The following is a 21,403-nucleotide window of genomic DNA, read 5'->3' on the forward strand; positions in this document are numbered from 1 at the left end:
TGAATCTTTTTTCTCACGGTCTATTTGGCGATCTTTATTATCTTAATTTCTTTATCCTGTTCCTGAACAGTTTTATTTAATTGAATCACCTGCAACGTCAACTCCTCTATTTTCTTCAACAGAATCTTATTCATCTCACCCAAGGAAATACCGTTTGCTGCAACCTCGCTTGCTTTAGGAACATCGGGCAAATGGCCGTTCTTTTGAATAAATTTTTCGGTTTCGGCCAATGTAGGTAGTTTATAATCCTCTTCGAAAACATAGTCGGCCCAGCCCGAGGTCTCCACTTTGATCTCTTGGCTGCGGATCTTGCCTTTCACAGCTAGATCATAATCTCCGGGTGTTTGGGTTTTGACACCAACTTTTCCTGAAAAGTAGAAGTCTCCGGCTCCCACAGGGTTGTTTAAGAGAGAACTTATCGTGGGCTCATTTCCGTTGACTTCCTCTATCCGAGGGCCATAAAAATACTGACGATCATCGGTATTGTTGTCGTAATATAGGTACGACCGATGGCGAGTGATTGTATTCGTCGCTGCAAACTTAAAGTCTGTCAGACCAATAACTTTCTGACCTGTAACGCCATCGTATATTGCACCATAATTTACGGTAGAGGGGTCATTTGAACCATGTACATAACCTACCAGAAGATACCAGCGATCAAGTTCAGGGAGATTTCCATACCAAAAATAGGGGTTATTGTTTATCGTTCCAGCAAGTGTATTCACACCTGGGGCACAGCCCAAATAGGCCGTTCCACTTTTAGAATTTGTTCTTTTCATCCAAACCGAAAAACGGTAGGTCTTCTGATTATTGATCGGAATATCCACTGAGTTCCAGCCCCCGTCCGCATTCCCATCTCCGCTGGGAGCCCCTTTCCATAGGATAACCTGTGTACCCAAAGGACCCACCCCCCACTCACGTTCGTTCTCACTGGTCAGACCATTTGCAGTGAGGCCTGAAGTTCCACCAGATCCGGTTACCCAATCATTGAGGTTGAGCAGATTTTGTGCATGGCTTCCCATGGCGCATACACTAAAGGCAAATAGAAATGCCGACTTTAACTTATTCATAGCTAATAAACTGGTTAATAAAATATATCAGTAATAAAAATACAATAGGAATCTTTAAGAAGCTATTTTTGTTGCATCTATAGACCTGGTTAGCATTCTTTTTATGGTTACTTGAATTTAAAAATTTCTGCTATTTATTCATAGCGTTATTTAATATATTTTTTCCTTCTGGTTATATCGCATCGCTATTAAACTTTGCATAGCAACCACGTGTTCCTTAACCAAAAATTGATTTGCCATATTTCTTTAATTTAAATGATATAGGCAAAAGTATGGATGTAGCAGGCCCTATCTTAGAAAAACAAGAGATTTATAAGCGGTAGCTGGGAGATACCGAAAAGCACAGCACAATAGAGCCTCCCTTGACAGTCAGCAAGGGAGGCTTTATCAGTTAGCGGTTAATAATATTCTACTGGTTTTTTCTCGCTCACTCCTCATTTCGGACAATGCCGTCTCTGATTTTTCGAGACGTTCAATCACTTGTTTCATAGCTCGCCCCTACATCATTAAAGACAGTGGTGCCGACGACAACATTGGCAGCTATTAGATCATTATATCGTGAAATATCCCCCCCTTCGATGGAATTGGTCGTGGTTAATATCATGGCATTATACTTTTCAATCGGGCAAGGTTAACACCCAAGTCTGATAATAATGAATCTTTAATTTTCTCCCACAAAGATTCTTCGTCAATAAAAATCAAATAATTCAATTTTTCAACGTTTAGCCCCAATTTATTAATGAGATAATTTGCAACTTTTTTAGGAGAAATTTGGCTTCGATAAAAATCCCTCAGATTATCAAGAGGTTCCCACCTACTTCTATTCAAAGACAGGTCAATTTGGTTCAAATAGGTATATAAAAATACTGCAAAAGAATATTTAATTTTCAACTTTCTAATTCTGTTATATTTACCATTTCCACCAATTCTTATTAAAAACCGGGTTAGTTCCTTTCAGATCTAAGGGAGCGCCTCCAGTTACAATACGACCAGGATTTCCGGTCCCACCCATACAACCCGGGATTGGCCCGTCCTCCACACTCCATCGTCCGATTTCGGCGTCATAAAACCTCACCCAGTAGTCATATTAACTAATAACTTTTTAGAACCTCTTGCCAATTCTCCGGATAATCTTTTTTGAGCTTTTCTTCAATAAAATCAGGGACTGGTTCCTTCGCGTAATCCAATCCTTTAGTTTTTAAAAAGGATATGACATTTCTCTTCTGGCGGTATTCTTTTTTATCCAAATCAACTATTTCTCTTCTAAGTGCTCCCAAAATGTAGATTGAATCTCCTTGCACCGTCCTATACATGATTCGCTTATAATCTGCTCCTTGTTCAAGTAAATATTGTGCTATATCAAACTGTTGATGGCTTATTGCATCTGATAATGGTAAATGCGGATAATAAGTATACCAAGAATTATAAAAATTAACATCGGCTCCCGCATTAACTAAGAGTTTAACTTTATTTAGATTATTACCTGAGATATATGTAATTGCTATATTTAATGGCGTTTCCCTTCCATTGTCACTATCTGTAATCGGCTTATTCTCAACAACATTAGGGTTACCATGGTACTTTATCAAAAGCTCTAGATATTTAGGGTCTGAATTTGCTGCGGCATCATGCATCGCTGTAGATCCTCGATATCTGTCTGCGATATTGGGATCAGCTTTCAAAGCTAATAATGTTTTTGCACTCTGATAATCGTTATTATTAATCGCGAGCATCAATAAAGTTTTGCCAAATTTAGGCTCTTGGTAATTGACGGGCTGCCTATCTTCGTTAGCTAGTTTTTTCACTAAATTAATATTCTCATCTTCCACTGCCTTTGCCAAATCCCAACTAGGCGAACCTTGGAAAAGCCGATAGTCATTACCAAGAAGTTTCTCTTTATCGATCTTATCATCCCTATTATGACAACCACAAAGTGTAAAAGTTAATATTACTATAAAAATTCTCATAATCTAAAATTTAAATTGAGAAGGAGTGATGGAATTTCTCAATCCGCTATTTATTTGTTGACCTACCGTAGGTTTTATCAGAGCCTCTATCACAGAGTTAATACTATGACCATTAAATATGCCACTAAAACTTCGAGGTTGAAGAAAATGCTTATTTCCCCCAGCCGTTGGTATTGCGCTTATCTTTTGAAGAGCATTTAACGGATCTGTCCTCATAATATATGCATCTGTATTAGATTTCTTTAAGGTACCACTTGTTAGTGGACTTACCCCCGCCGCATTGAAAGTTATTGCCTTATCTCCAGTATGTAATGAATTGTTTTCCGCCAAACCACCGCCTAAAGAGTGACCAGTGAAAGTTAATTCAGCACTTCCTATAATTTTTTTCAAAGCATCTACAGTTTTAATTGATTGAGTATATTGAGAAGACATCCCTAATGGTTGTAAAACATCATGTTTAGCATCCTTAAAATCATCCATCTCTGTGCCAGCTGTAGCATATACATATTCTGTTTTCCCATCCACAGTTCTCTCATATACATTAGACTTAAAACCACTTTTTTCATTATTTAACTGTAAACCTCCTCCTGCTTTAGAAACCTGCCATCCGCCAATAAGGTCACCTGGATCTTTCTTATCTCCATATACGTGTTTAGAAATCATGGCAGCCTCTAAGGGAGTTGGTTCCTCTAACATCCCGTCCGGATCAATAAATCGCAATGGATTATCATAAGCATAACGATATGGAGACCAACGTCTGTTCACTTCTGCCTTAGGGTCAATAACATTCCATCTACCTATCTCAGCGTCATAGAACCTCGCCCCATAATCCAGCTGCCCTTCTAGAACATAAGAACCTCCCAAGGTATGCGTACCACCATTTAGGTCAGTCTGCATCTCCTTGCCATTATAAAGATACTTATTATTGATACTCGTTGCAATAGATTTCGTCTTACCAAATGGATAGTAATCCTGTTTCTGCATCACTGTGGCAACAGGTGCTGTAGCTGTACCATCTTTCTTGAGTACAACCCTTACATTGCCTAAATGATCTGTCAGGTTATAATAGTAACTGTAAGTCCCCGAACTGTTCAGCAGGAATCCATCCTCGGTAGCGACACGTTCGATCACAGGATTTGCCCCACTTGCTTTGCTGTATTCAATCCCACCGATATAGTCCTGCTCGGTTGTGATACCGCCAACAGTAGACTTTCGGTTCAGCTTAGCGCCAGATGCATCGTAGGTGTAGACAATGCTCTTACCTGTACCCGTCACTGTTTTTGGCAGGTTCAGGTAATTATAGCTTAGGGCCATCCCTGTACGGTCCTTCGTCGCATTTCCGTTAAGGTCATAAGTAAATGAGCCGGTTACGCCTCCCGAGAGACTTTCCAGCCTGTTGCTCTTATTGGTATTGTTATAGTTGTAGGTAATCGCTGTACCATTGTCACGGACAAGCATTTTGATATTACCCATATCATCGTATGTCAAGGCCTCACTCATCACTGTACCGTTACTTACCCCACTCTTCAACCGGTTTAATGCATCATAAGTGTAGGTAAATGCGCTGTTTGTTGTAGCAACATAGCCCCACAGCTGCTGCGCGATATTGCCATTATACTGGGCGTTACCCAGCACCGTTGTACCATTGACATTATAGTTCAGCTGGGAGGTGAACTGCGCCGAGCTTGCCTTAGTCTGCCAACCCCGTTCATTATAGGCATAACCGATATTGGTCATAAAGTTGCCACCACCGTTCTCGCTATGCAGTGATTTGGTCTTCAGCTGCCCGATCTCATTGTAGGCAAGCCTGCTCTGGATCACTTCATCCTGTCCATTGACTTTCTTCTTGGTCTGTACCAGCCTACCCACATGGTCATATTCATTGGTGGTAATGATGGTCACCGCTGCCCCAGTGGATGGTGTATGAACTCTGGTGCTCTTGACTACCTGACCTGGAAAATTGTATTCATTGGTCACACGGTCTGTGCCGTTCAAATGGTTACGCCCCACACTCTGGATCACACGTCCATAGTCATCATAATAACTGATGGTCAGCATTGAATCCGAACGGTCATCTTTCCACACCATACTTCCCGTTAAAAGCCCTTTGATCTTGGTGCTTCTGGTAATATTCAGTGGCTGCAGATTGGCTGTATTTCCTCCAGTAAATCCGTAATCATCGTAATAATTCACCAATTGCAATGACTGCCCCGTCTTTGGATAGGCCTGATTGGTATAATTGGCAGTTCCGACACGGTCCTCCCAATATTTGCTTACCGTGTTCACATCGGCCTGTGCCGCAGGCTGGCTCGCAAAAGTCTTGCTGTATAATCCCGTCTGTACAACACGCCCAAATGCATCGTATTTTGTATAACTCCATTTCCCTAGTCCGCGCTGTACGGCATCCTGCGTCAGCACAGCCTGATCATTGGTATTGTACACCAGCCATTCCCAGCCCTTGCCCGGAATCTTTTTCTCAGCCAGCCTTCGCTTTTCGTCGTACTTGTAAGCATACACCAGCTCATGGAAATCGCCTGTGGTGGCCTCGGTCAGTGCTGTGGTCGTAGCCGGAAATCCCGGCGGGATCACATACCGCAGGTCTCCAAAGTCATCATACACATACTGCGTTTCCAGTTTCTTGCTGTCCGTTTCCCACACGCGCTTGAGCACGAGGTGCCCCTCGAAATCCTTATATTCCTCCACCGTACCGCCCTTGCCGTTTGCCGACACCCAGTTCTCATCTTTGATCACCGTTTTATAGAGTTTGCCGGCAGTATAATAACCTGCTGTGGCTCCGGTGCTGTTGACTGTCCACAACCGCACATCATTGGTGCCGTTCGTCCCATAATCACTTACCACTGTGCGGCCGGAATCGGTACTGGCGGTTACGTTGTTGCGGATCGCAACTGGCTGCCAGGGAATCCCTGGTGCCCCCTGCTGCTGCACACGGTTCAGCGGGCTGTTCTCAAAAACAGTAACTGCATAGGGCTTCGCTGTCTTGACCACGGCAGCATCCCAGGTATTCGTGGTTGCATAGTAGGCCTGCTGGTCTATCTTGGCCGTAGGCTTGAAGCTTCCATTTCCCGCCAAATTCTGCACGTGCGGAAGATATTTGATATTCTCCCTGCCAAATCCATCATACTCCATATGCTGTACAATGTCTCTATAGGTCGGGCTGGCCATTAGCTGCACCGTTTGGCTAGGCCTTCCTAGACCATCAAAGTACTGGATACTCTGGTTCTCATCTCCGATCGTACGCTGCGCATTCAATGTAGCAAGTGTAACACCCGGACTACGGAACGTTTTGGTTAATATATAGTTCTGTCCAGCTGTAGGAGTACTCACAAGATTCTGAAAGCCGGCAATACCGATCGTAATGGTTTTGCCTGCCGCCGGGGCAGGGATATAAAAGCCGTTCTGGAGTGTAATACTCTTGAGCGCCTGGATATTGGTCTGGTTGCTATAGGAACTCAGGGTGAGGTTGTCCACAAGTGTCTGCCCATGCACAGTACCCAATATAGCTAATGACAGTAATGTTAAAAAGTTCTTTTTCATAATTGAATTGGCTTAATTGGGTCTGTAATGATAATCAAAGGACTTGGTCACATAGTTCAGATGATCTAAAATTGTCTGCAAACGCTGCATGCCGTCGTAGGTATAAGTTTCCTTAATGCCACGGGCATCCGTCTTGCTGGTCATACCAACCAATGGTCTATATGTATAGCTGGTCACCATGGCTTTGGGAATGTCTGTGCGTAACTTATCAGCGGCATTCTTGATCAGGGTCTCCATCGTCGCCTCTGTCTGGCTACTGCTGTTCAGGTTGTCAATAGCCGCCTGCGTAAGTGCTGTTGCAACTTCTGCATAGGTCGCATTTTTAATTTCTATCGCTGGAAATTTGCCGCTATAACCCCAGAGATAGACAATAGAAGAATTAGAAAGATCCTTAAATTCCCTTGCATTCCCATAAGTATCATAAAGCGAAATTTCCAATTGTGGATACTCGTCTGCGCTACCATTTTTAAGATATACCTTATTTAAATACACCCGATCGTTGCCAAAATTCTTAAAAATAATTCGTTGGTTTACATTTTGTCCAACGTTGATACTATCTGAACTTAGAATTATCTGACTCAAACGATGTTGGCTTTTTAAAATTGCTGTTTCTGTAGTTTTTAGATTATCCGGAATACTGGTTGTATAATACAAGCGCTTGCTGGAAGTTCTACCGTTACTTTTCTCAATTTTGATACGCGTAGGCATAAGATTATATAAATCACCATAGTTGAATATAGATATTGTTTTTATTTTTCTATCTTCTGTGTCAAAATGAGTGGTGACAATGGAATCCTGACGGATCCATTTAGATATCAAGCGATAATCATTGATAAAAAATGTGGCCTCTTTTTTTAACAGACCATTCAAATAAGGTGGAGAAGCAAAAGCAATGACATAACCTATACCTCTATTTCCGTCGTCGGTCGGTTTGGTAATGGGAGAAAAATGATAATCCCAAAAGGTATCTTCATTTTGAATAGAGTAAGAGTTGCGCACTTCTTTTACAGGCTTAAGCATACCATTCTTATCAATGTAAGAAGTCTCTTTTAACAACATTCCATTCGCCCAATCCATACTAATAACAGGTGGCAGAGGGAAGGAATAACGTCCACCATAATCTCCATAGTGAGAAAACTCGGTATCCACCTGCACCTTTTGCGCCCCGCTCGACTGAATTTTGGATACAAACGTATAACCAACACTTCCCCCCTGTAAAGAATTCAATGGATCAACACTTGCTGAATTCTGGACAAAGAACCTAGATGGAAAAAAGTTATATACATTTTCATCCAAAAAATATTTTTCCAATAGATAGGTATATTTTGGCTTATAATTAATTTGACCGCTGGATTTCCCATTTATAGCATAGACATAACTTTCTATTAGAGGGGTTATATCTCCGACCTTGGCATAGCTTATTTGTGTTTTTAATCGAAGCCCGCCTGCAAATCTATTTCCTTCGGAATATTGTTTTGTAGTGACATCATAACTCAGCGTAATATTTGTCATTCTATTTCCAGTATTTGAAAACTGCATACTATAGACCCCAGGTGATAAGTTCAGTCCCAGTGTTTGGTTCTGATAGGCAGTATAGTTTGCCTGAAACCCGTTATTTCCTTGGATAGATACCACATAATCCTGTGGGTCTTCAGGCTCATTTCCAATTCCCCCACCGGAGCTGGAGCCACTTACTTGAATCTTAAGTTTTGACTGGCTCACTATAGCTCCCTCCGGTATAGTAAAATTTATGATCTGATTACTTGGACTATTTAAATAATGGTCAGCATGTGATACAATGCTCATGGTATCTTTAGAATAATAATCGTTTGGCTCATACACAAAATCAGTATAGCCTTTGGTAGGATAGGTAACCCTTGTTAGAATATTTGCCTGTAGATAACTTGGATCAACTTCACGGTTTGCCCCATCCGTAAAACCAAATTCAGGCTCGACAGGAAGTAAATTAGGGTTATTCTTTCCATTATAATATCCCCAATGATCCTGTGAAAATGAATATCTACTTGGTAAAGAAATCTGGCCATTATAAGTAAAACTATATGTACCACCATTGTAATTTTTAACACTGTCCAATTTCAACCGCTGAAACTCCTCACTCGAACTACCAAAATAACTATAATAAAAATTTGTATTCTGAGAAATACCCATTTTTTTTACTTCGACTCTGTCCAAAACCTTAGTACCGACAAGATCAGTACGATTTGCTCCATAGTAGAACTTTATCTCGGTACCATCTGAGCTAATGATCCTATTAATAGCTTTAGAATTCACAATCATACTTGTGTTTGTGTTCGTACAATCTAAACCAATACTTCGTGTACCAAGTGGGATATTCCTACTTATAGGCGGTTGGATCCTTTGTGTATAGTTGACTGCGATATATTCAAATTGGATTGTAGATCCTGTAGGAAGAGCAATTGTAGTGAGTAGCATGGTCTGTCCAGATATGGAACTTGCACTACAATTACTCGGTAATTCTGAAAATTCAAAATCTCCAAATGTATATTTTATTCCTTTTAGATCTGTTATTGAGATATTATTACCGAAGCCAGAATGTTCGATTTTAACTCCATTGAATGGTATGGTGTGTGCTTGCCCATATTGATCAAAATAAAATTTACCGCTAATTCCGTTAACCGCATATGAATAGATATCCGGCTGAGTATCTATTGTACCTTCAGCACTACCTACACCCAAGCGATATAGTGTCCCACCGTTAAACTGATCAGGTTGATAGGATATCAAGCCTGATAGATGGGCATCTGGCAATTTAAATTCTGTCGATGACAATGTAGCAAAACCATTATTCTGAAAATCACCAAACCCATTGACAGCTACCGATATATTACCATAGGCATTGAGAGACCATCCCAATCCAACATTTGACGCTATCTCTTCAACTTTTATACCACCAGCATTATAATTAATCGAAATTGGAAAGTCATAATCTTGAATCTTTAAATTTGTAATTGGGACAGTAATATTCGGCTTTCCCGTAAATAAGCCAACGGGTATAAAGCTTATTTTGTTAAACGCCATCACATCTGGGCTTGAGGGCAAATACTGTTTGGGATGTATGTAATTCGGCTCTGTTGACTGAGCAGAAGCGCTCAGTGAAGATATCAGCAAGCTGGTCCCTGACATCAATGTAAATAAAAAACTTTTCATTAACTTAATTATTGAGGAATATTGAAATATTATCTCCAAACTTGGCAAAGAAATGTAGTAGTCAACTCTTATAATTGAGTATAGATTATTTGGCCTTTTAAATCCAATATCCCCCTGGTTATATATTGTCCCTAAAAATCGGGCTTTTAATTACTTTTCTATAAATTAACAAGCTTTAATCTAAAATCAATTAAATATAAGGATTTTCATCTATTCAATCAATAATATTTCATTTAGAATTGCAAGAATACAATGGAGACCTAATTAAGAAGCAATATTCTATTTAAATATCACTTCGTTAGCATATACAATTTTAGATTCCTCATCGTCAAAAACATAAACTATTGCTCTATCCATAACATATGACTAAGTAGTAATTGTGAATAATTTATAAAAAGTCCCTGTGTGATTAGATATCCAGCTTTTCAATAATCCGTATTCTCCTATTTAACGTATCCTGTACTTCTTCCGGTTTCCAACTTTTCTCCATAAAACCTCTTTTATCTCGTGCGCAGGAGCCACAGTTTGAATTGTCATGCTTATTTGTATGACCACATTCACATCGCCGCACTTCTTTTCCACTCGAAAATATTCCCTTCGATTCCTCAACTTGTACAATTTCAGGGAAGAACTTTGCCAAAGCATTTCCTTCTAAACTTTTCAGAATAGTAACATCTTCTTTTGAATACCAATCTTTGTCCAAAAAGAATATTTTCAGCGCAATACGTCTAGCATGTATATTACTATTTAAAAGGTTAATGGCTTTTGTGTAATCGATAAAATTGGATGAAGTGATAATAGCACTGATACGTTTTACTTGTAAGGTTGTCAAATTGCCTTCTGATAAAGAATAGCAATAGCTTCCTCATATGATAAGTAATCAAAATAGCGGAATAGCACTTCCAACTTTTCTTTTGGAGTTTGTTCTAGACCATAATCCTCATTCATTGCTTTGAACACAAGTGGCTCAAATTCCCGTGGGCCCGACGTAGCGATGAATTCAGCTGTTTCCTTATTAATAGACCCTAGCGACTTATAATTCTCTAAGATAATATCTGCTCGAACCTTTTGCTGAATCAGTTCACCGTCCAATAGATCATCCTGCTTCTCTACAGGAACACGAGCAACCTCTTTAAGATGTACTGGTGTCCCCACCGCAGTAATCATAAACATTTGACTCCCCTTTCCTGAGATTTCATTGATATCCACACTATACTCTATAATAGCATCAGCCCGAATTGCCTGCGCACGTTGCTTGAGCGTTTCTGTGACACGCTTGTACATTTCCTGCATCTTCTTCTCATAGCTGGTAGAACGACCGCCAAAGAAATCTACATAGCTGGCTCCTATATCGCTAAAGACAGTGGTACCGATGACAACATTGGCTGCTATTGGATCATTATATCGTGAAATCTCCCTCCCTTCGATGGAATTGGTCGTGGTTGGCTGAATGAATAGGCTTACAGATATTAACTTTCAAGATTATTACAAACTGTAAGGCTAAGGTATAGGTTTGAAAGGATGGCTGGTTACGGGAAACCGTAGCTAATTTATTCGAACGTTTTAATAAGACAATTAAGATAAACACCAGGTAGCGATTTCTGGATATGAATACATAAAAGTAAGGTACAATAGAATAAGACCATAGGACAGTGGAAAGGTTTCAGGATATTGAAAAGCTCACCGAAAGTGCAAAGGATCACGTATTTGCATTATTTGTCGCATTCATCGCCAAAAGCAAGATGAAGGCGATACTCAAATAAAACAACAACGCCCAATCTTTATAGGATTGAGGGTTTTATCTCAAAAGTACCATTTGGTTCTTTTCTATAAGCAAAAAAGCCGCGCTCCATATCAGAAAGAGACAACAGCTCCTCATCTGTGTTCAATATCTCTTCCATGGAAATAACTTTATAATCCGATTCTTCAACCGCTCTGTCACTAATAAATTCCCACATTCCATCCTCGAGATGATGATACACTCTAGTTATTTGGTCCGTCTTATTCAAAACAAATGATGTTGTCAAAACTGCCTCGTTGGCATCAGAAAAATAGTTAATTAACTCCATTAGAGATCCTGTTGTATTAGCGGCATAATGCCCCACCGAAACTAAATAAAATATGACTTTTCCCTTTATACGATACTCTTCCTAAATGGTACTCTTTTCATAAACGTTTTATACTGATGTAATTTTTAGATTTGGCAAATTTCAGAAATTTATGAATGAGTTTATTTTACACTTTCTAGTTCTGAACTGTGCAAATCTGCTATTTTTTTTATCCAGTTTATTGGCTGGAGATTTCGGACATCGGGGCCATGCAATTCCGACGCAAATTGACCACTATAAATAGGAACCATCAAATAAGCAAAAATGGATTTTAAACTTATCAGCATAATATTTTAGCGGTCAAAATTTTCCGAATTGAATGGTCATGAATTTTCGAATTCGGATGGTCAGCAGTATCGAAATCTCCACCAAGAGCAAGATGCAGGCGATACTCAAATAAAACAATAACGCCCAATCCGATAAAGATTGGGCGCTGAATCAGGAATATCTCACATCCGATGACTATTTCTTTTCCAAGGAGTCTAAACTAAGCTCATAAACATCCCCCAATTCACCATTGCATTTTATGAAGATATTCTTAGGAACTTCAGAAAAATCAATTTTAGTGACTAAAGACTGGTCACAGTCATTTTTATTTGTGTTATAAAAGAACAGTTCATTCTTGTCTAACTTTATAGGCAGATCACTTATAGCTCCCAACACATACTTTCCAAAGTATTGTTTTTTATTATCGTATAACAAAACAGCACCTGTAGTATGGTTGTTAGGTCCCCATACACGACCCCATGTAACTACATAATATTTCCCATCGGTTTTTGTATCAATTTCGCCTAAATAAGTTATAGAAGCTTCATTATTATAAACCTTTTTATCGCTTAGATTGAACTTAAAAGTCTTACCAATAACGTCTTTGGATAAAACAGACAATACAATATCTTCTTTATCTTGAGAGAGTCCAGAACAAGACAAACAAAGCAAAATACACATCATTAAAAGCTTATTCATAATTCTAATAGTTTTGTGGGTTTGGTTTTACAGAGCTCCTGATCATATCTTTTATAGATTTCAGATAGTCCTGCCCATATTTAGCAGCACCACCTCCGTTGTAGTTATTAATAGCCTTATCCCATCCCTGAAATTTAAAACTCATTTGGTCAGTTTTTGAGTTATATCCGACTCCACCCTTAAAGCCTTTGGTCGCTAGATCTTTTATACCCGCATTAATTGATGTAACAGGGCCAGGTACAACTCCTTTTGAAAGTCCATAATTCGCTTTATAGGGACTATAATCTGCAAAATTACTAACACCATTGTTAACCTGCATAATATCTTTTTTCTCATTCGCCTCCTTCCCTGTACCAATACCAGATTCTTGCATTGCAATAGCTTTTACCGTAGTAGGATCTAGATCAGGTATTTGAGATGTGGCCGATGATGGTATTGATTTCCCTCCATCCGTCACCAACGATAGAGAACCTTCATTTTTATCCATATTGAATACAGCCGTACTTGCCGCTATTTGGTAATCGTATTTCTGATAAACAGCACCTGTAGTATTGGAACCACCTTTACCCGTTATAACATTCGGCATTGCAACTAGTTGATAATTACCGTCCGAATCTTTCACGTAAGTTTTAAATTCAGTTTTTGAGATAACCCGACTTGTTTCTTGCCCCTTTCTATTAAAATACACAATATCCGTTGGCCCCATTCCATCTGGATCAATAAAACGTAGGGGATTGTTGAAACTATAATTATACGGTGAATGTCTTCTCATCTGCTCCGCCAACGGATCCACCACATTCCACCGTCCGATCTCCGCATCGTAGAATCTCGCTCCGTAATCCAGCTGTCCTTCCAGTACATAAGAACTTCCCAAGGTATGCGTCCCGCCATTCAAGTCAGTCTGCATTTCCTTGCCATTATAAAGATACTTATTATTGATACTCGTTGCAATAGATTTCGTCTTTCCGAATGGATAGTAGTCCTGTTTCTGCATTACTGTCGCAACAGGGGCTGTGGCAGTACCATCTTTCTTCAGTACAACACGCACATTTCCCAGGTGATCTGTCAGATTGTAATAGTAACTATAATTTCCTGAACTATTCAACAGGAAGCCATCTTCCGTGGCGATTCGTTCGATCACCGGATTTGCTCCACTAGCTTTGCTGTATTCAATCCCACCGATATAGTCCTGCTCGGTTGTGATACCTCCAACTGTAGATTTGCGGTTCAGCTTAGCACCCGATGCATCGTAGGTGTACGCAATACTCTTACCCGTACCGGTCACTGTTTTGGGCAGGTTCAGGTAATTGTAGTTCAGGGTCATCCCCGTGCGGTCCTTGGTCGCATTTCCGTTCAGGTCATAAGTAAATGAGCCGGTTACACCCCCCGAAAGACTTTCCAGCCTATTGCTCTTATTGGTATTGTTATAGTTGTACGTAATCGCCGTACCATTGTCACGGACCAGTGTTTTGATATTGCCCATATCGTCGTATGTCAATACCTCGCTCATCACCGTACCTGTACTCACTCCACTCTTCAACCTGTTTAACGCATCATAAGTGTAGGTAAATGTGCTGTTTGTTGTAGCAGCATAGCCCCACAGCTGCTGCGCGATATTGCCATTATACTGGGCGTTACCCAGCACCGTTGTACCATTCACATTATAGTTCAGCTGCGAGGTAAACTGCGCCGAACTTGCTTTGGTCTGCCAGCCCCGCTCATTGTAGGCATAGCCGATATTGGTCATAAAGCTGCCACCACCGTTCTCGCTATGCAGTGACTTGGTCTTCAGCTGCCCGATCTCATTGTAGGCGAGCCTGCTCTGGATCACTTCATCCTGTCCGTTGACTTTCTTCTTGGTCTGTACCAGTCTGCCAACATGGTCATATTCATTGGTCGTGATAATAGTCACCACCGCTCCTGTGGACGGTGTATGCACATGTGTGCTCCTGACTACCTGACCTGGAAAATTGTATTCATTGGTCACACGGTCTGTTCCGTTCAAATGGTTACGACCAACACTTTGGATCACACGTCCATAGTCATCATAATAACTGATGGTCAGCATCGAGTCCGAACGGTCATCTTTCCACACCATACTTCCCGTTAAAAGCCCCTTGATCTTGGTGCTCCTGGTAATATTCAGCGGCTGCAGATTGGCTGTATTTCCTCCTGTGAAGACATAGTCATCGTAATAATTTACCGATTGTAATGACTGCCCCGTCTTGGGATAGGCCTGATTGGTATAGGCTGCTGTACCGACCCGGTCCTCCCAATATTTGCTTACCGTGTTCACGTCGGCCTGTGCCGCAGACTGGCTCGCAAAAGTCTTGCTGTATAATCCCGTCTGTACAACCCGGCAAAATGCATCGTATTTTGTATAACTCCATTTCCCAAGTCCGCGCTGTACGGCATCCTGCGTCAGCACAGCCTGATCATTGGTATTGTACACCAGCCATTCCCAGCCCTTGCCCGGGATTTTCTTTTCAGCCAGCCTTCTCTTTTCGTCGTACTTGTAAGCATACACCAGCTCATGGAAATCGCCTGTGGTGGCCTCGGTCAGTGTTGTGGCCGTGGAAGGGAATCCCGGCGGGATCACATACCGCAGGTCTCCAAAGTCGTCGTACACATACTGCGTTTCCAGCTTCTTACTGTCTGTTTCCCACACACGCTTGAGCACGAGGTGCCCCTCGAAATCTTTAAATTCCTCCACGGTGCCGCCCTTTCCGTTTGCCGATACCCAGTTCTCATCCTTGATCACCGTTTTATAGAGTTTGCCGGCAGCATAATACCCTGCTGTGGCTCCGGTGCTGTTGACTGTCCACAGCCGCACATCATTGGTCCCGTTCGTCCCATAATCACTTACCACCGTGCGGCCGGAATCGGTACTGGCGGTTACACTGTTGCGGATCGCAACCGGCTGCCAGGGTACACCCGGAGCACCCTGCTGCTGCACACGGTTCAGCGGGCTGTTCTCAAAAACAGTAACTGCATAGGGCTTCGCTGTCTTTACCACCGCGGCATCCCAGGTATTCGTGGTCGCATAGTAGGCCTGCTGGTCTATCTTGGCCGTAGGCTTGAAGCTTCCATTTCCCGCCAAATTCTGCACGTGCGGAAGATATTTGATACTCTCCCTGCCAAATCCATCATACTCGATATGCTGTACAATATCCCTATAACTGGGGCTGGCCATTAGCTGGACGCCCTGGCTCGGCCTGCCCAGTCCGTCAAAGTACTGGATGCTCTGGTTTTCCTGACCAATGGTCCGCTGATTGGCCAATTGCGCAAGCTTAACCGTATCACGGAAAGTCCGCGTCAGGATATAGTTCTGACCGGCAGTAGGGTTGCTCAGAATGTTCTGAAAGCCGGCAATACCGATCGTAATGGTTTTGCCTGCCGCGGGGGCAGGGATATAAAAGCCATTCTGGAGTGTAATACTCTTGAGCGCCTGGATATTCGTCTGGTTGCTATAGGAACTCAGGGTAAGATTGTCCACGAGCGTCTGCCCTTGTACCGCCCCAGCCCCGAGTAATGATAGTAGTATTAAAAAGTTATTTTTCATGATTGGATAGGCTTAATTGGGTCTGTAATGATAATCAAAGGACTTGGTCACATAGTTCAGATGATCCAGGATGGCCTGCAAACGCTGCATGCCGTCGTAGGTATAGGTCTCCTTAATGCCACGGGCATCCGTCTTGCTGGTCATGCCAACGAGCGGTTTATAGGTGAAGCTGGTCACCATGGCACCGGCCAACCGGGAGTCATTACGCAGCGTATTCATTGCGGTTTCAATCGCAGCGTCGGACACATTTACGAGATTAAGATTATCCAAAGCCGCCTGATTCAAGACTGTCAATACTTCGCTATAGGAAGCATTTTTTATCTCAGCTATTGGATACTGTCCGCCATAACCCCAAAGGTAGACAGTAAGCGGTCCGTCTTTTTTACGGATTTCCAACGGATTTCCTGCAGCATCATACCGATTGACAACAAGATCGGTGTAGGTCATGCTTCCTCTCTGTTCAACGCTCCTGCTTGGAAAAACTTTTCCATTGTACGGCGCCGCTAGATTGTAATACGTACCGGTCAATACTGTGCCCTTATACTCCTTTCTCCTGACAGCTCTGTTTGGAAAGTGAGACACTCCTTTTTTCCATGCATTGAGTCCCGTTTGCTCGTCTGTGCTCAATGTAAGCCCAAAACCGGTGAAGCTCGTCACGTCATCCGGATAGGTAAATTCCTGGATATTTTCCACTGGCTGATTACTCGAAGCGACACGGATTTTGGAAGGTTCATCCGCATAAGCTGCATTATACTCGAAATTCTGCTCGGTTGAGATACTATCTTTTAGGGATAGATCGGCATTGTAGAAATAATCTTTCCCAATCTTTTGAAGTGGTTTCCGCCGAGAAGTATTCAGAGACGACTGCCTAAAGGTATAATCCACATAATAATTGGATTGAAAATGTGTTCCATTACTGAGCCCCATTGTCCATTCGTAATAATTCGTTTCAAAGACAAGCGGACTCGTATAGAGTAGATAATCATGTGTATAGGTGTAATTTTCTTTCTTTATTGGCATAAAGCTACTGCCGTATTTTCTGAAATCCGTCTTCTTGATCATCGAAGGCTCGCTGAGCAAAAATGACAGGCTGCCGTAATTCTGTGAATTCAGAAACTCATAACTGCTGAAGGAAACTTCTCTTGGTATTATATATTCAGATTCCGAAAGAATCAGATCTGAGTTGACAACATCCTGCTGATACTTCCTGACCTTAGAATAGCCAATAGTAGCTCCGGAGGTGGCCACGCTTGAGTAATTGCTTATACCAAAATATTTACGGTCCCACCAATATGCGGTTCCAGGAGTGACAGCGTTGCCCCCGCTGCCCCCTGTTTCGAAGAATGTAAAGTAGTTCTGATCCTGGTAATTTTTATAGAGAATAGCCTCGTCAAAGAAGGATATACCGAGACCATTTTCATTCTCACCATACTTATAGTAGTCATTGGAAAGCAGATTCCCCTCGGGCGAATAACTTTTGACACTTTTTACCCGAAGTCCACCACCGGGCTTCTCACCATCGGACTCTGTAATGACCTTCCAATTCAAATCAACACGGGTATTGGTAGTAATATAATTCGATTGAGGAACCGAGGCTCCATAAACTGTGATCTTTAGTTCGTAATTATGTCCAGGTGTCAGGTTAAGCGTTTGGATAAAGCGTAGTGGCTGACTAGGGTCGCTATCATGCCATTTTTCAAAAATCTGCGTATTTGTTGTATTATCGGTTATTCTTACCCATTGGGGGTGCATGGAAAACTCGGTGTATGGCGGAGTTGGCGGATTAAAAGTAATGTCGATGACAGCTGGCTCCAACGACTGCCCTGTGCCCGAAGTACCATAAGTAAACGTTCTCACCTTTTCATTCTTCTGATCTACGCCCAATCCGACCACTGTTTCGCTGATATAATTGGTACTGGTCGATCTTACTTTCCCAATGTATTTGTTGTTCTCAAACTCAAAATCGGTGTACCCCCTGGTAGGATAGGTAATTCTTTTGAGCATTTCAGCCTGCATATACTGAATATTTGGGGTCCGGTCAGCGGATCCAAATGTATAGGTTGGCGTTACACCAGAATAGCTCTGTACGTTATTAATACGTATAGTTGTTGGTGGAAGATAGGTGTTTGCCATATTTCCGTTATAATATCCCCAATAATCCACAGAAAAGTCTTTCTTTTGGGGAAGACGCAACGGGTCATAAGCAAAATCATATTTCTGGTCACCGCTTCCCGCATCCAGATTCCTAACGGTAACCGAAGCTAGTTTTACACGGTCCGTACTCGAATCGTATACGAAATTTACCTCTTTGATCAGTTCGCCTTTGACATTCAAAACCTTGATCTTACTCAAAAACTTTCGTGGGCTAAAATATACAGGTTTGCTCACTGAAATGTATTCAAACAATACCTGACCGTTAGAGTGGACTATGGAAGTAATCAGTTTACTGTTATTATCGACAAAATTATTTGATTTATTATAGCTATAATCGTTCATAGGCAATACTTTTTCCCCATTAAAATCATAGCCAACCCTGACCTGTTCATTATTGATATATTCCCGGATCCAATTGTCAACATACTGAAAATTTGCGTACTCTCCTGATTCGTTATCGGTAATCTTTGATATATACCAGGAATTGGTTGTCGCATAACTGGTCATCCCATTGTTGATTTCATCTCCGATCGAATAGGATCTGTCATCGAAAAGGTAATTCAGTCCCTCATCATCTACGATGGTAAAAGGATAGGATCTGTAACTGTCACCTAAAATAGTTCCTCTTGAGATTTTTATGCTTGAATAAGGAATTGTATAGTATTCGTTCATATTTTTTACCAAAAACTTACCGGACCTGCTTTTGGTGCTGAAGGTATAAAGGTCGGAGTGATTATCATTATTCCCCAGAGCCAATGCTCTCAAATCGTTTTTCTTGGTAATTATAATACCCTGATCATTGGGAATAATTGGCGCATTATACTCGTTCAAAAGTTCCTGTATCGTCTTGGGGTTATGAAAATATACCCCATTATAAGTCGAGCTGCCCGAACGCTCGTCGATACCGCCGATAATGTTTCTGCTGATCGTATACATGCCCGAAAGGCTCCAGCCAAGTCCAACCTCTGTTTCCTCCTGATCTACCTTAATACCTGAAGCGTGATAACTCAACCCAAAAGGAAGCGACTTCCCCTTGAGTGAAATTTCAAAAAGAGGTATCGATATAGGAACTACTCCGGTATACTCGGCAGTGGGATACACCGCATACTTGCCCAGTTCTGCAACATTGGGTGGCTGGGGATCAGCCAAACGTATCAATCCACCTTTTTCAGGGCCTTGACCAAATAGAGTTGTCGTCATCAGCAGCCAGCTTAATGCAATAAGCTTCAGACCTAAATTTTTTCTTCTCATAATAATATTATAATTGGTCTGCTGTTTATTTTTTCACTTGGTGTTTCCTAATTTCGGATAACGCTTTCTCCGATTTATCAAGACGGTCAACCACCTGCTTTAACACTTTATCTTTTTCTATCAAATGCAGGGTCATCTCTTCAATTTTTTTCAACAGCAGCTTGTTCATCTCACCCAATGAAATGCCATTGGCTTCAACCTCGCTTGCTTTGGGCACATCGGGTAAATGGCCGTTCTTTTGAATAAATTTTTCGGTTTCGGCTAGTGTCGGTAGCTTATAATCCTCTTCAAAAACATAGTCGGCCCAGCCAGAAGTTTCTACTTTAATCTCTTGACTACGGATCTTACCATTCACAGCAAGATCATAGTCACCGGGTGTTTGTGTTTTTACACCAACTTTTCCTGAAAAATAAAAATCTCCGGCACCGACAGGATTGTTCAAAAGGGAACTTATCGTGGGCTCATTTCCATTGACCTCTTCCAGCCGAGGTCCGTAGAAATATTGACGGTCATTGACGTTGGAATCATAAAACAAATAGGAACGATGGCGGGTAGCAGTTGTTGTTGAAGCAAATTTAAAATCTGTCATACCAGCAACTTTTTGGCCCGTAACACCGTCGTATATGGCACCATAATTTACGGTAGAGGGATCATTCGAACCATGTACATAGCCCACCAACAAATACCAGCGGTCGAGCTCGGGCAAGTTACCATACCAGAAATAAGGGTTATTGTTTGCGACACCTGCCAATGAATTGACGCCTGAGCATCCAAAGTAAGCTGTTCCATTTTTCGAATTTGACCGTTTGATCCATACCGAAAAACGGTAGGTCTTCTGGTTATTGATAGCGATATCGACAGAATTCCAGCCTCCATCAGCCTGTGCATCCCCACTGGGCGTCGCTTTCCATAGAACGACCTGCGGCCCCAGGGGACCTATTCCCCATTCGCGTTCATTCTCACTGGCAAGGCCGTTGGCGACGAGTCCTGAAGTTCCTCCGGAACCGGTTACCCAATCATTGAGGTTGAGCAGATTTTGTGCATGGCTTCCCATGGCGCATGCGCTAAAGGCAAACAGAAATGCCGACTTTAACTTATTCATAGCTAATAAACTGGTTAATAAAATATATTAGTAATAAAAAATACACATAGGAATCTTTAAGAAGCTATTTTATCGCTTCTATAGATCTGGCTAGCTTTCTTTTTATGGTTACTTGAATTTAAAAATTCCTGCTATTTATTCATAGCATTATTTAAAATATTTTTTCGTTAAGGTTATAGTGTGGAGATTTCGGACATCGGGGCCATGCAATTCCGACGCAAATTGACCACTATAAATAGGAACCATAAAATAAGCGAAAATGGATTTTAAACTTCTCAGCATAATATTTTAATGGTCAAAATTTTCCGAATTGAATGGTCAGCAGTATCGAAATTTCCACGTTATTGTACATATAATATCTATTTTGGCCTTTTATCTCAAAGACTTTTTTGCTCTGTTATGATCCGTGCCAGGATCTCTTTTTGTGTCTCCTACTCTGGTGGAAGTTTGAAAACTTCGATCACTTACATCCGAGAAAA

The 21,403-nt window shown here is 41.4% G+C and carries 13 protein-coding genes; all 13 read right to left on the minus strand.

Annotated elements, in window-relative coordinates:
• Positions 1-20: 20 nt before the first annotated feature.
• The gene (locus AAH582_RS14540; protein WP_084823027.1) at positions 21-1,070 is read right to left on the minus strand and encodes a tail fiber protein; all 1,050 of its coding nucleotides are present in this window, start codon (positions 1,068-1,070) and stop codon (positions 21-23) included.
• A gap of 472 nt (positions 1,071-1,542) precedes the next feature.
• Positions 1,543-1,674: a heavy metal-binding domain-containing protein gene (locus AAH582_RS14545; RefSeq protein ID WP_084823028.1), complete on the minus strand. Its 132-nt coding sequence runs from the start codon at positions 1,672-1,674 to the stop codon at positions 1,543-1,545.
• A 306-nt stretch (positions 1,675-1,980) separates the two neighbouring features.
• Entirely contained in the window at positions 1,981-2,145 is a 165-nt protein-coding gene (locus tag AAH582_RS14550) for a hypothetical protein (RefSeq protein WP_156167481.1), read from the minus strand.
• A gap of 16 nt (positions 2,146-2,161) precedes the next feature.
• Complete coding sequence (locus AAH582_RS14555) at positions 2,162-3,037, minus strand: ankyrin repeat domain-containing protein (RefSeq protein ID WP_046671602.1); 876 nt, start codon at positions 3,035-3,037, stop codon at positions 2,162-2,164.
• Positions 3,038-3,040: 3 nt separating this feature from the next.
• A complete protein-coding gene (locus AAH582_RS14560; protein ID WP_343318261.1) occupies positions 3,041-6,592 on the minus strand; it encodes a DUF6443 domain-containing protein in 3,552 nt (1,183 codons plus the stop codon).
• Between the two features lie 12 nt (positions 6,593-6,604).
• On the minus strand, positions 6,605-9,781 hold the full coding sequence (locus AAH582_RS14565; protein WP_343318263.1) for a hypothetical protein: 3,177 nt from the start codon (positions 9,779-9,781) through the stop codon (positions 6,605-6,607).
• A gap of 409 nt (positions 9,782-10,190) precedes the next feature.
• Entirely contained in the window at positions 10,191-10,613 is a 423-nt protein-coding gene (locus tag AAH582_RS14570; protein ID WP_046673022.1) for a hypothetical protein, read from the minus strand.
• Positions 10,610-11,251, minus strand: a complete 642-nt coding sequence (locus AAH582_RS14575; RefSeq protein WP_343322365.1) for a YbjQ family protein — start codon at positions 11,249-11,251, stop codon at positions 10,610-10,612. Before AAH582_RS14575 ends, AAH582_RS14570 begins: the two co-directional genes overlap by 4 nt.
• A gap of 311 nt (positions 11,252-11,562) precedes the next feature.
• Complete coding sequence (locus AAH582_RS14580; protein WP_046673020.1) at positions 11,563-11,850, minus strand: hypothetical protein; 288 nt, start codon at positions 11,848-11,850, stop codon at positions 11,563-11,565.
• 501 nt (positions 11,851-12,351) lie between these two features.
• Positions 12,352-12,855, minus strand: a complete 504-nt coding sequence (locus AAH582_RS14585; protein WP_343318266.1) for a hypothetical protein — start codon at positions 12,853-12,855, stop codon at positions 12,352-12,354.
• Positions 12,856-12,859: 4 nt separating this feature from the next.
• Positions 12,860-16,417, minus strand: a complete 3,558-nt coding sequence (locus AAH582_RS14590) for a DUF6443 domain-containing protein (RefSeq protein ID WP_343318268.1) — start codon at positions 16,415-16,417, stop codon at positions 12,860-12,862.
• A gap of 12 nt (positions 16,418-16,429) precedes the next feature.
• Positions 16,430-19,822 (minus strand): hypothetical protein, encoded by a 3,393-nt coding sequence (locus AAH582_RS14595; protein ID WP_343318269.1) that lies wholly within the window; start codon positions 19,820-19,822, stop codon positions 16,430-16,432.
• A 25-nt stretch (positions 19,823-19,847) separates the two neighbouring features.
• The gene (locus AAH582_RS14600; RefSeq protein WP_343318271.1) at positions 19,848-20,924 is read right to left on the minus strand and encodes a hypothetical protein; all 1,077 of its coding nucleotides are present in this window, start codon (positions 20,922-20,924) and stop codon (positions 19,848-19,850) included.
• Positions 20,925-21,403 lie beyond the last annotated feature (479 nt).

The organism is Sphingobacterium multivorum (genome assembly GCF_039511225.1).
Taxonomy (GTDB): domain Bacteria; phylum Bacteroidota; class Bacteroidia; order Sphingobacteriales; family Sphingobacteriaceae; genus Sphingobacterium.